We start from the raw sequence: 13,199 nt of genomic DNA on the forward strand, positions 1-13,199 counted from the left end.
ATCGGGCTTCTGCTCACGAACGTCAGAATAGCGACCGTGACTTCCGACGAGTCCGGCAGGACAAGCACGCCCTCCGCACCAGCGCTGAACGACGACGACGTAGCCCGGCTCCGGGACGCCCTGGCCAATGCACGGTACACCGTCGACGCAGTACACGAGCTGCTCGGCGAGCGTGCCAGCAGCGCGCTCAACCGCAACGCCACGATTCCGGGTCAGCTCGCGCTCACGGGCGACACGCCACTCGAAACGCTCACCCGGCTCTGGCGGCTACAGCTTCCGGTGCCCGCCAACGCGATACGGGCAGCGCTGCCAGCCGGGTTACCGCTCGAGAAGCTCGTCGAGGGCGGTCTGCTCCGCGTCGACGGCGGCGACCGTGCCGACAGTGGCGGCGGTGGCGGCGGTGGCCTCGTCAGCGCCCTCGTCGATATCCGGCCCTACGCCGACGACACCGGTGACTGGTGGGTGGTCGCCGATCTCACACCTGGACTCGATGGACGTTCCCCAAGCATCCCCGAAGATCACGTCCTCGGTCTCAACGCCGCGTCCACCACTCTTGCCCAACTCACGGTACGGCGTCCCGCGCGACGAGCGTTCGATCTCGGGACTGGCTGCGGAGTCCAGGCACTCCATCTGGCTCGCCACTGCGATGAGGTGGTCGCCAGCGACGTGAACTCGCGAGCGCTTGCCCTCACGTCGTTGACGGCGCGACTCAACGGCATCGACGTGGACCTCCGGTCTGGCGATCTTTACGCTCCCGTTGCCGGCGAACACTTCGACCTGATCGCCACCAACCCGCCGTTCGTCGTCTCACCCGGAGGTCGCCACGTCTACCGCGACAGTGGGCTCGCAGGGGACGACGTGACCCGGCGTGTCGTCGTCGATGGCGCTCACCACCTGGCTCCCGGCGGAATCCTGCAATCCCTGGGAAACTGGATGCACGTGCGCGGCCAGGACTGGCGCGAACGTGTCGGGTCCTGGATCGACGCGACCGGCTGCGACGCCTGGGTGATCCAGCGCGAGGTGCAAGATCCCGCCGAGTACATCGAGCTCTGGCTCCGCGACTCCGGGGAGAGCAGCGGACCAGCTTACGAGCGCCGATACCGTGAATGGCTGACATGGTTCGACGAGAACGACGTTGAGGCGATCGGGTTCGGTTGGATCAACCTCCGGGCTGCTGGCACGCGAAATACCTCCGTTCGGATCGAAGAGTGGCCACACGCCGTCGAACAACCCGTCGCCCCGCATATCGCCAGATGGTTCGACCGTTCCGAGACCCTGCGCGTGGACGACGCCGAGCTGCTCACCACCCACTTGGCCGTCGCCGACGACGTCATGCTGGAACAAGTCGGCCAACCCGGCGAGGAAGATCCGGAGCACCTGGTGCTCAGGCAGCAGCACGGGTTGCGGCGTGCCCGCGCGAGCACCACAGCCGAATCGGGATTCGTCGGCGCCTGCGACGGCAGCCTTCCCGTCGGGGTCATCGTCGACGCCCTCGCACAGGTCCTGGACGTCGACGCCTCGTCATTGCGGGACGACCTCCTCCCCAGGATCCGCTCTCTCACCCAAGAAGGTTTCTTGATCTCGCATCATCGGTGATCAGCGGCATTACGAGCGATTTCACCCCCGATGGCCCTATGGCGCATTGATCGACTGCGTCGTAATCTATGCGAGGTGATCGGCCGCGACATAGATGTATGAGATCACCCCGGAGGTTTCACTCCCATGCTCGCTTGGCGTTTACGCACGCCAGCCATGCTTGCCGTCGGCATCTGCCTGAGCACCACCGCCTGTGCGGACGCAGGCGATCTCGGCGGAGTTGCCCGTCCCGCCGGCATGCCAAGCTCAACCACCTGGCCTGAGGAGAACTCGGCACTCGGCGGCCTGCCAGCGCCCGACCCGACGCAATTTCGCGTTCCAGCAGGCAAGCGATCGACGAACGAGGCAACAACCGACGAACCGACGTCAGCACCGACGTCCGACTCGCCCAGCGAGCCACCCGGCGACGACGCGTCGGATTCACCCGATGAGCCCGACTCCTCAGACGAATCCCCGGATACGTCGACGTCCGAACCACCGGACGTCGAGCCCGACGGCCCGTCATCAGATCACATCGACACGCTCGAAGCCGACGTCGTCGAGCTCACCAACGCCCAGCGGGACGCACACGGCTGTGATAATGATCTTCGGGTCGATGACCAGCTCAGCCAAGCGGCACGCGACCACAGCGAAGACATGGCCGCACGGAACTACCTGAGTCACGTGAACCCGGAGGGCGACGGACCGGCGGAACGGGCCGAAGCGGCCGGATACTCACACTGGTCCGCCGAGAACATCGCTATGGGATATCCCACAGCCGAGGCCGTCATCGACGGGTGGATGGACAGCGACGGCCACCGCCAGAACATCCTCAACTGCGACTCCAACGCCATCGGTGTGGGCGTCGCCGAGAGCTCACGAGGCATCTACTGGACGCAGAAGTTCGGCTACCAGTAGGCGAGAGCTCGTCCCAGGCACTCCATCAGCAAGAGTTCCGGTCTTGCCATAGCAAGCTCTCATCGCGCCCTCGAGCACAACCCGTTCGACCCTTCACGCTGGACGAGACCGCAAACGAACATCCGCATCAGAGATGGCGCCGCTCGGCCTCGCATCCATCGGATCTTCCCACTCCGGAACGAGACCGACGGCGACATCTCCACTCACACGAATTTGCTGGCCAAAACTAGAGGAAACAGAAATTAAAAATCTCACGTCCAGTTGTTGTCACGCATGGAAAACACCTCCTCACTCAACAGCACGTGCGAGTTCGGCACGAGCAGGACCGACACAACGCCGTATGGCCGTTATCGCAGGCCACAGTGTTGCACTCCTCTTTCCGCCTTAAGGGCGCACACCTCCTCTTCTCCTCCCCCAACCGAACACCGAAAATCCGACCTCAAGGATGAAGTGAACGGCTCGATTTATCCAATGTTGCCCGATTTGCCCGGCGACATAGCCGGAGCTTTGGACTAACATGAAGGACCACAACGCGCCAGTCCTCCGCGCATGTAAGTAGGTGAGCCGTGTCGTCCAGGCTGCGAGCGTTCATCTCCGGATGGGACGTCTGGGAACTTTCCAGGACGGTCCTCTGCTACGTTTTCGCGGTCAACGTCATCGGCATAACGGTCACCGTTGCCACTGCGTGGATGGTCCCGATCAGCAAACAGGACCTCGTACGGTTCGGTGTTCTGGCTCTTTGCGCCGTGCTGGCCGTGGGGATGACTCGTCAAATTGAGCGCAAGCGAGAGTATGTTCGCAAACCGACGAGAGCTTACATCGACACCAAGGCGGTATGGAGCTTTGCTGCTGTAATAGCACTTCCGCCCATCCTGGCATCGGTGATGGTCGTTCTTACCTATCTCGTGGCCTGGTTCTGCATATGGCCACGCACGCGACCTATACAGACGTATCGCTGGGTATTCTCGTGTTGCACGGTGTTGTGCGGAACGCAGGCTGCGGTCGCAGTCTTGGCCGCTGGATCGGTCGACTACCCGGGTATCCCGGATTCCCTGGCACTTGATGACCTCGCCCATGTTGGCGTCATCGTTCTTGCGGCAACCGTGCGATGGGTAATCAACGTCGCCCTAGTCATGGCCGCCATCGCACTCTCTAGCCCCTCTGCCAGCGCGCGCGATCTGTTCGCCAACTTCGATGAGCAATTCCTCGAAGCCGGTGCTATGAGTCTCGGACTCGTCACGGCAGCTGTAGTTGTAGAGATACCCATCGTCCTACCCGGCATAGTGTTCGCCATGGCAGCTATGCACCATGGCGTACTCGTGAACCAATACGCACAGGCATCTCGTGTTGATACCAAGACAGGTATCGCCACCGCTGGTGCTTGGCACGAATTCGCCGAACAGGCCATGGTTCGAAGTCGCGAAAACGGCAACACGGTTGGCGTACTGATTGTCGATCTAGATCACTTCAAGTTCATCAACGACACCTACGGCCATCCGTACGGAGATGATGTCCTTGGTGAAGTTGGAAAGGAGCTCGTCGCCGAGGTCCGTGACAAGGACGCTTGTGGTCGGTGGGGTGGTGAGGAGTTCGCCATAGCGCTACCCGAGATCGACGATGCGCAGGCGCTCTTTCATATTGGAGAGAGGATAAGACGGCGCATCCAAACGATTACCCTGGCAGCTCCCGCCGATGCAGCACAGACGGCGCCAGTAAGTCTGACGGCGTCGGTCGGAGGCGCCGTGTTCCCTGCAGAGGGCATAACTTCACTGGATGAGCTCATACTCGCCGCAGATACCGCCCTTTACGAGGCAAAGAACGGTGGGCGAAACACTGTCCGCCTAAGCGGCGCGGCCCCTCTCATGCCCAGCGATCCTTTTCAGCCGACCAAGATCGCTGATGACCTCGACGATCAGCGCTGAATTCTGTCGGTTGAGCATCACCATGTCTCACGCCCTCTGAAGCACCCTCGCAGTCGAGACACTGCCTACGTTACTCACCTGAGTAAAATAGTTAACAACCATTATAGATATGTTTACCTTGGCCATCCGTTGCTTACTTCCGTTTGCCACCTAACTCTGTCGGTGGTGGTTACTAGGCTTTGCTCATGGTCGAAGGAAGTGGTCAGCAGCGTCCCGCGCACCCGATGACGCGCGTAATCGACGCTGCCGAGGACGTCTTCGATCAGGCTGCCGACGTGGATGTCTACTCGGTCAGTGATGATGATCTCGCCGAGTTGCTCGCGGGCTGCCACGCGCTGGCCGCTCGGCAGTCGGAGCTGTTTTTGCGGCTAGTCGGCGAAGCCGACTCGCGTGACCTCGGCCGCCGGCAGGGGGCGTCGTCGAGCGCGGCGTGGCTGCGCGAGATGTTGAAGATCCGCCCCGCAACGGCCAAGGCATCGATTGATCTCGCCCATCGCCTCGACCCGCCGGAACCGGTCGAGGATTACGCGGCCAATGTGCGCGGCACCTCCACGGGCTCGATGCCAGCCACGCAGGGCGCTCTGGCCGCCGGGCAGGTGTCGGCCGATCACGCTCTCGTGATCGCCAAAACAATGGCCCAGCTACCCACCGACATCTCGCCCGAGGATGCCGCCCGCGCCGAGGAAGACCTCGCCGGCTTCGCACGCCAGCACGACCCGGCCACCCTGCAGCGGCTGGCCACCCACCTGCTGCACGTCCTATCCAGCGAAAGCCTCGAAGACCGCGAAGAACGTGCCCACCGCAAACGGCGGCTGCGCATCATTGACCAGGGCGACGGCACGGCGCGTATCACCGGGCTGTTGAGTAACGAGGACGCCGCCACCGTACGTACCGCACTCGACCCACTGGCCGCACCGCAACCCAGCGACGATGGCGAGCGTGACGCACGTAGCCCGGAACAACGCAGCGCCGACGCTCTCGTCGAACTCTGCCGTCGGAATTTGGCCAATGGAAGCCTACCCACCAACCATGGCCACCCCGCCCAGCTACACCTGCTCGCCGAACTCGCCACCCTCGCACCCGAAGGTACGCCCGGCAGTCATGCGCGCAACCACGACCCGGCCACACCTTCCCCTCATCCACGGTGGCTACAAGACACATGGGCGCGTCGTTTCGGTGTCGCACCCGCCGAGCTCGCCTGGGGCGGGCCGATATCTACTGAAGCACTGCGCCGCATCTCTTGTGACGCCGACGTCACCCACGTCCTGGTGGACAGCCACGGTGTACCGCTACGTGTCGGACGCACCGAACGCACCGTCACACCCGGCATCTGGACCGCCCTCATCGCCCGCGATCGCGGCTGTGCCTTCCCCGGATGCACACGGCCTCCAGCCTGGTGCCACGCCCACCATATCCACCACTGGGCCGACGGCGGAGCCACCGATCTGGAAAACCTCGTCCTGCTCTGCGGGCACCACCATCGCAGTATCCACCACGGTGGCTGGAACGTACGACTCGGACACGACGGACACCCCGAGTTTCTCCCCCCACGGTGGTTCGACCCGGACCGCGGGCCACGCCGCAACATTCGTCCCCGCCACGACCGGCAGCCTCCTCCCCGGCATGCTGGCCGAGACGGCGAAGACCGGGATCACCGCCGACCTGATCATCACGGTCAGACAAATGGACAGTCCCGCGGACAGAGCCATGAACGAGGCCGCAAACGACGTCATTCGCGTCACGCCGGAGGACGACGACCACCTCCCGACGAGGGAACGCCGTCAAAGCTCGACGGGTAAACGCCCTGCCGGGCGAATGATGCTGACCTTGACTTCGAGCACACTCGAACCTCTACTGTCATGAGCGTGCGAATCATTGACGATGCACAATCCACCGACGACGGTGAGGTTCAGAAGATTCGCGGAATTTCCGACGTCGCTCAGGAGACCGGCCTGAGTACTCACACGCTGCGGTACTACGAGCGGATCGGGCTTCTTCGAATCCAGCGCGACCACGCCGGGCATCGGGTCTACTTCCCCGAGGATCTGCGACGGATCGCCTTCATCACGCGACTAAGGCAGACGGACATGCCCATCAGGGAAATCCAGCGCTACTTCGAGCTCGTCGACCAGGGCCCGGCATCAGAACCAGAGCGACTCAACCTGCTGTTACGGCACCGAGAGGCCGTGCAAGCCCAACTGGTCACCCTACAGTCTGCTCTCGAGGCCATCGACACGAAGATCGAACTCTACGGGGGCAGCGGACAGCCATGAGCGCAAGCAAACACATCAGCGAGAGGAAACGAGCATGACACTGCCCACCCGAACCCTCGGACGTTCCGGCCTCACCGTCTCCACGCTGGGTCTCGGATGTATGGGGATGAGCGAGTTCTACGGAACTCGTGACGACGCGGAATCGATCGCCACCATCCACCATGCCCTCGACCTTGGCGTGAACTTTCTCGATACCGCCGACATGTACGGTCCGCACACCAACGAAAAGTTGGTGGGCCGGGCTATCGCCGACCGCCGTGACGACGTGATCCTGGCGACCAAGTTCGGGATCGTCCGCGACCCCGACGACCCCAACAGCCGGAGCATCAACGGACGGCCCGAGTACGTCCGATCCGCATGTGACGCTTCGCTGGCCCGGCTCGGCGTGGACCACATCGATCTGTACTACCAGCACCGTGTCGACCCGGACGTGCCCGTCGAGGACACCGTCGGCGCCATGGCCGAGCTCGTCGAGGCGGGGAAAGTCCGCTACCTCGGGCTCTCCGAGGCCGCTGCCGAGACCATTCGCCGCGCGCATGCCGTTCATCCGATCGCTGCGTTGCAGTCCGAATGGTCCCTGTGGAGCAGGGATATCGAGGGATCCATCGTCAACACGTGCCGTGAGCTCGGAGTCGGGATCGTGCCCTACAGCCCTCTCGGCCGGGGCTTTCTCACCGGAACGATCACGAGCGTCAACGATCTCGACGAGGATGATGTCCGGCGTCGCTTTCCCCGCTTCAGCCAGGAAGCCCTCGAGCGCAACTTGGAACTCGTCACGCATGTCACCAAGATCGCCAAGGACAAGGGCTGCCACCCGACGCACGTGGCGCTCGCATGGCTGCTGGCACAAGGTTCCGACGTCGTGCCCATCCCCGGTACCCGGCGCCGGCAGTATCTCGAGGCCAATATCGCTGCCCTCGAGGTCGATCTCGACGCGGACGATCTCGCTGCGCTAGATGTCATGGTCCCGGTTGGTGATCGCTACGGTGACATGACATTCGTGGCGGGCGTGACCCCTCCACGCTCGGACGAGGATCAGCACCAGAGCTGATCGGCAGCGCAGAGGGGACGTGCATCACGGCTCATACGAGCAGTGACAACGCTGAACAGGGCTAGCAGGCGGAGCGTGGCGTGGTGTTGACCACCTTGTCGACCTGCATGATCCTGCGCTCCTATGGAAGGATGCGGCTTTGGCACGTCAGCTGGGCGGCCGTCGCGGCCCTCCTCGTCGCCTGTGGTGGCGAGTCCTCGCCAGCCGATTCGCCCGATGCTGACAACGACGGATCCACGCCTCGTCCCACGTCCACCTCCGGCGCGACGTCGGCGCCTGATGCGACGGCGTCGCGCCCGGACCCGAGTCGTTCGCTACCGAGCGCGGCCGCCACCGTCGTGCCAGCCCCCGGGACGGCGGAGTTCGACCCCGAGGCTTCCTTCGACGTCATCGAGTACCTGGCCGAGGAGATCGGGCCACGCGAAGGTTCGTCGGAGGCGTTCGACGAAGCTGCTGACACCGTGCAAGGCTGGTTCGCCGAGCTCGGATACGAGGTGACGCAGGTGCCCGTACCGGTACCGGCAGGGAATTCGTGGGGCGTCGATGTGCCCAGTGGCGAGTCGGCCAACGTCATCGCGGAGCCGCCGGACTTCGACCCCACCGAGCCACACGTCATCATCGGCGCGCACCTGGATACCGTTCCGCAAGCACCGGGCGCCGAGGACAACGCGTCCGGAGTCGGAGTCATGATCGAACTGGCCCGGCTGAGCGCCACCGAACCTCCGGACCTTCCCGTGCGATTCATCGCGTTCGGAGCGGAAGAGCCCCGGGGCGACGGCGACGACCTGCACCACTTCGGCTCGCAACAGTACGTGGAAGACATGCCCGCGGAGGAGCGGGAAGCTCTGGCCGCGATGGTCTCCCTGGATCGCGTCGGCGTCCCGGCCGATCACGTGCCTGTCTGCACCGCAGGAACGGGCGGGACGGACATCCAGGACGCGTTGGTCGACGCCGCCGAGGATGCCGGCGTGCCCACGGAGACGTGTGAGAATCGGGCCAGTGACCACTGGTCGTTCGAAAAGGCCGATCTCCCGTCGGCCCGTCTGGGCAGTGTCTCGTTCGCCGGTTACCACTCGCCCGACGACGTGCCATCGGTCATCGATACCGGCCAGCTCGCGTGGGTGGGGTCCATCATGTGGGCATGGCTGAGCTCGTCATGACGGCCCGAGCGGCTCCAGATCGGTGCATTCCCGCAGTTGGGCAACATCGTCAGCCATGTCCTCCGCCTCGTCACCCGTGACGAACTCGGGAAGTCCGTCGGGCCCGATCCGTGCCGGTGCCCACGACTCCGCGCTCACCTGGCCGCCGTCGACTTCCACGGTCAGCACGCCCGTCGTCGACGCGGCCCGCGAGTTCTGCGTGTACCAGGCGAAATTGCCGAGACCATACGACACGTACGTGTCGTCCAGCATCCCGGCGCCCTGAAGGCGGTGCGCATGGCTCCCGACGACGATATCGGCGCCGGCGTCCGCGAGGGCACGGGCCAAGTCTTGCTGGGACTCGCTCGGACAGCGCTCTCCCTGGATCCCCCAGTGCATGTAGACGATCACCACATCGGCGTCCGCCCGTGCGGCGTCGACGGCCTCCACGAGTGGCTCGTGGTCGAGCGCGACCGCAATGCCCGGATCGTCCTCGGTGGCGGCCCAGTGTTCGGTCGGGTCCGCCGTCGGGTCGTCGGGTGTCGACGCGCCGAGGACCGCGACGCGCACGCCGCCGACGTCGCGCACCGCCGGGGTGAACGCGTCGTCGGTATCGGCGCCGATACCGACAACTGACAGGGGTGGCTGCGCATCGCGCGCCTGCTCGGCAGCGGCGAGGGTGTCGGCGAACCCGTCCGGGCCGAAATCCATCGCATGATTGTTCGCCATGGTCACGACGTCGACTCCGGCCGCGGAAAGCGCCTCCAGGGCCGCGGGTGGCGCCTGGAACGTATAGCGTTTCGGCTCCGGCGTGCCGCCCGACCCGACTGCGGATTCGAGATTCACCACGGTCAGGTCGGCATCCGAGAGATCCGCCGCGACGGGATCCAGCGCGTTCTCCGGATCGTCGAGCAGCGTGCGAAGCTCGCCCTCGAAGTGGATGTCGCCGGCGAACGAGACGGTGATCGGCTCGCGAACGCTGCCTCGAGGTCCACGTGGGCTCGATGATCTGGTCGTTTGCTCGGGTTGCGGATCGTCATGCGACGTCGTTCCAGGCGCCGGCTCGGGGCTCGCGTCGGCTGCGAGCGACGAATCCTCGGCGCCCCGCGAATCGTCGGCATCCGGCGACGAACGTTCGTCCTCGACGCACGCGATAAGGGTCAGCGCGAGTGCTGCCGCCGTGACCGGACCTGTCCGGCGAAATCCCCACGCGGTCCACGTGTTCATGACTCTGCCGAGCCTACTCGCGCCGCCGGGCACGATTCAGAGCATGGCGTGGCCGCAGCCACCCGTGTGCGCCGTGCCGTTTTACCCCTCCAGTACCGGATGCAGGCGGGACATCGTCCAGGTTCGCCGCGCAGCCACGACGAGGACGGTGCCGACCAGCGCGGCGACGAGGAACCCGGCCAGCACGGCAACGTCTCGTGCGACGTGTTCGGTGTTGCCTCCCGTCATGCTGACCCGGAACCCGTCGACGAGGTAGGTCATGGGCAGCACCGGGTGCAGCACCCGCAACGGTGTGGGCAGCGTCTCCACCGGATATATGCCCGCGCTCGCAGCCAGCTGGAGAACGAGCAAGACGAGCGCGATCGCGGTGCCGACCACACCGAGTGCCGTGCGCAGTACGTGTGCGAGGGCCGTGAAACACGCCGCTCCGAGCGCGACGAGCCCTACCGTCAACGCCGGGTTCACCGGGTCGAGTCCTAGCCCGATCCAGCACACCACGAGCAGCAACATGCCACCAGCGAGGGCGACCCCCAACACGGGAAGCCAGCTCGCGACAGCCACGGTAAATGCCGACGCCTGGCTGACGATGGCGCGCCCCGACAGGGGCCGTAGCACCACGAACGCCGCTATGCCGACAACCCACAAAGCGATGGCGAAGAAGAATGGTGCGAGGCCACGGCCGTACACGTCAGCATCATTGTCGGCCGTCATGGTCACGTTGGCCGGTGCTCCGAGGACCTGCGCGGCGCTCTCTCGCTGCTCGTCACTCATCGCGGGGATTCGGCTCACCATCTCACGCGTCCCCGCCTCCAGCTCGCCGGCGCCGCCGGCCAGCTCATCGGTGCCCGACTCGAGCTCGCCCGCGCCTTCGGCCAGCTCGTCGATGCCGGAGTTGAGCTCCACGGCACCGTCACGAGCGGCAACGGCGCCGTCTCGCACCTCGGCCGCTCCGGTGGCGACCTCCTCGGAACCACGGGCCAACTCCTCGATCGACTGCCCCGCCTGCGCGACGTCGTCTTGGATCTCATCCGCGCGTCCTTGGATTTCTTCGGAATCGGAGGCAAGCGCTTGCGCCGCGTCGTCGACGTCGCCGACAGCGATGGCGATCTCGCCCGCCCGTTCGTCGGCCGCCCGAGCCTCCTCAAGCACCAGTTGGAAGTCCGGATTCTCCGCCAGCTCCGGGTTCTCTTCGGCGAGAGATTCGAGCTGCCCGACGACCGTTCCCGTGCGGTCGGCGATGGTATCGCCACCCTCGGCGGCCAGCGACGTCAGCTCGGCGACGGCATCGGACACCGCCACGGCACCGTCGGCGAGGCCCGGTATCGCCGGCACGATCTCGTCGATCACGGGTAGGACCGTGTCCGCGAGCTGCTGGTTTCCTGCCGCCACCTGGGAGGCACCGTCAGCGAGTTCGGTCGAGCCGGCCACCAGATCGTCGAGTCCGGCGACCAGCGCGTCGCCACCCTCCCCGGCCTCCAGCAATCCGTCGTGAAGGGACACCGCGCCCTCGTGGGCGGTGTCGAGCCCGTCGACGAGCTCGGATGAACCCTCGTGTGCCTGTACGAGTCCGTCCCGCAAGGTGTCGAGATTCCCATAAACCGACTCGAAGTACGCGGTGGTGGCAGCGCGGTCGAGCTGGGCTTCGATCGAGGTTCGGGCCGTGTCGGCCATGATGCCGAACACGTAGCCGTTTCCGTCGTCTCTGTGCATGGCCACCGTCGCCCGCCGGGGATCGTTCTCGGCGCCGCTGGCGAGGTCGGCGCTGAAATCTGCGGGGATGGTGATCGTCATGTAGTAGCGACCGTCGTGCAGGCCCTCGGCAGCGTCGTCGGCATCGGTGAAGACCCAGTCGAACGTCGGGTCCGCCCTGAGCTCGTCGACGAATCGGCCCCCGGCGTCGACGACGACGTCCTCCCCATCGATCTCGGCCGTCACCGGCTGATCGTGGTTGACCACCGCGACCGGGATCTGGTCGAGCTTGCCGTACGGATCCCAGTTGGACCACAAGTAGAGCGCGCCGTACAGCAGCGGAATGGCAACAAGGAAACCCAGCGCGACACGTTGCAGTGGATGCCGGAACCGGGCGATCTCGTATCCGGCCAGACGGGCAGCCCTCATCATCTCTCCGATGCTCGAATGGTCAGGCCTGGGTGGACAGATCGATACGGTGAACGGCCTGGTGGTCCTCGACCGTCGCGGTGGTGGACGCCACGATCGCGGGTCCCGACGATGCCAGTGCCCGGATGGCAGCCCAGATACGCGCGTGTTCCGCAGGCATGAGACCGCGGTCGGCGTCGTCGAGGACGATCAGGTCCGGTCGGCCGAGCGCGGCCACGGCCAGATGCAGCAAGGTCGCCTCGATGGCTGAGAGCTCGTGCACCTGCTGGTGCAGCCTTCCTGTGAAGCCCACCACCTCGGAGAGCTCGGCGAACCGGTCGAATCCACCACGCCGGTTTCCGGTGAATGTCAGGTGCTCGCCCACCGCTTCGCTGACCAGCTGGGTGGCGTCGAACCCCACATGCTCATTCAGCGTAGCCACCGCGGTAACCGCCCGGACGTCACTTGCCTGCTCCGGCAGTGCCCGGCCGAAGACACGGAGCTGTCCCGTGGTGGCGGCCATCCGGCCGGTGAGCGTGAGCAGCAGAGCGGAGCGTCCGCTACCGGCCGGTCCGACGACGGCGACGACTGTGCCGGATTCGGCGCGCACACCGACATCTCGGTAGACCCATCCACGCCGGGTCAGACATCCAAGGCCACGGGCCTCGATGGCCGGCACGGCCGTTTCCCGGGCCGCGCCTTCCGTGGTCGCGTCCTGCTCCCACCGGCTCGTGAGATCGATGCCGTCACCGTGCGCCGCTCCGTCACCCCGCGCCGCTTCGTCACCGTTCCCGTCCCCGTTGTCCCGATTCGCAGGCTCGACCATCTCGTTCCCCCGACGTCATGATCCTGCTGGTCACAACATTTCCTACTTGACGGTAACTCTCGTCGTGGCTGTCTCGGAGGGCAAAAGCACGATTCGGCACGAGCGACCAAACCAGACGATCTCGCTATCTCGCCCTCGGCAGCTATCGTCATTCCCAGCTCCCGTGCGCCT

10 protein-coding genes are annotated in these 13,199 nt (G+C 65.1%); 7 read left to right on the forward strand and 3 right to left on the reverse strand.

The window, feature by feature from the left end:
- The first annotated feature begins 36 nt into the window (after positions 1 to 36).
- From DPM12_RS02985 to DPM12_RS03015, 7 genes are all read left to right on the forward strand, one after another.
- A complete protein-coding gene (locus DPM12_RS02985) occupies positions 37 to 1,596 on the forward strand; it encodes a DUF7059 domain-containing protein (RefSeq protein WP_211658305.1) in 1,560 nt (519 codons plus the stop codon).
- A 126-nt stretch (positions 1,597 to 1,722) separates the two neighbouring features.
- The gene (locus tag DPM12_RS02990; protein ID WP_112256794.1) at positions 1,723 to 2,493 is read left to right on the forward strand and encodes a CAP domain-containing protein; all 771 of its coding nucleotides are present in this window, start codon (positions 1,723 to 1,725) and stop codon (positions 2,491 to 2,493) included.
- Positions 2,494 to 3,059: 566 nt separating this feature from the next.
- Positions 3,060 to 4,415, forward strand: a complete 1,356-nt coding sequence (locus tag DPM12_RS02995) for a GGDEF domain-containing protein (protein ID WP_211658307.1) — start codon at positions 3,060 to 3,062, stop codon at positions 4,413 to 4,415.
- A gap of 185 nt (positions 4,416 to 4,600) precedes the next feature.
- On the forward strand, positions 4,601 to 6,214 hold the full coding sequence (locus DPM12_RS03000; protein WP_112256795.1) for an HNH endonuclease signature motif containing protein: 1,614 nt from the start codon (positions 4,601 to 4,603) through the stop codon (positions 6,212 to 6,214).
- 66 nt (positions 6,215 to 6,280) lie between these two features.
- Positions 6,281 to 6,688 carry a MerR family transcriptional regulator gene (locus DPM12_RS03005; RefSeq protein ID WP_158542696.1) on the forward strand — a complete coding sequence of 136 codons (408 nt, stop codon included), beginning with the start codon at positions 6,281 to 6,283 and terminating at the stop codon, positions 6,686 to 6,688.
- A 34-nt stretch (positions 6,689 to 6,722) separates the two neighbouring features.
- Positions 6,723 to 7,739 (forward strand): aldo/keto reductase, encoded by a 1,017-nt coding sequence (locus DPM12_RS03010; protein ID WP_112256797.1) that lies wholly within the window; start codon positions 6,723 to 6,725, stop codon positions 7,737 to 7,739.
- Between the two features lie 80 nt (positions 7,740 to 7,819).
- Complete coding sequence (locus tag DPM12_RS03015) at positions 7,820 to 8,899, forward strand: M28 family metallopeptidase (RefSeq protein WP_211658309.1); 1,080 nt, start codon at positions 7,820 to 7,822, stop codon at positions 8,897 to 8,899.
- Here the strand turns inward: DPM12_RS03015 and DPM12_RS03020 are convergent.
- From DPM12_RS03020 to DPM12_RS03030, 3 genes are all read right to left on the reverse strand, one after another.
- Complete coding sequence (locus tag DPM12_RS03020) at positions 8,894 to 10,105, reverse strand: CapA family protein (protein WP_112256799.1); 1,212 nt, start codon at positions 10,103 to 10,105, stop codon at positions 8,894 to 8,896. The two genes, DPM12_RS03015 and DPM12_RS03020, sit on opposite strands and share 6 nt — an antisense overlap.
- Before the next feature lie 81 nt (positions 10,106 to 10,186).
- Positions 10,187 to 12,226, reverse strand: coding sequence for a YhgE/Pip domain-containing protein (locus tag DPM12_RS03025; protein WP_112256800.1), 2,040 nt, complete (start codon positions 12,224 to 12,226; stop codon positions 10,187 to 10,189).
- 19 nt (positions 12,227 to 12,245) lie between these two features.
- Positions 12,246 to 13,028 carry an ABC transporter ATP-binding protein gene (locus DPM12_RS03030; RefSeq protein WP_112256801.1) on the reverse strand — a complete coding sequence of 261 codons (783 nt, stop codon included), beginning with the start codon at positions 13,026 to 13,028 and terminating at the stop codon, positions 12,246 to 12,248.
- Positions 13,029 to 13,199 lie beyond the last annotated feature (171 nt).

Origin of the sequence: Phytoactinopolyspora halophila, from assembly GCF_003287285.1 — a bacterium.
In the GTDB taxonomy this organism is placed as follows: domain Bacteria; phylum Actinomycetota; class Actinomycetes; order Jiangellales; family Jiangellaceae; genus Phytoactinopolyspora_A; species Phytoactinopolyspora_A halophila.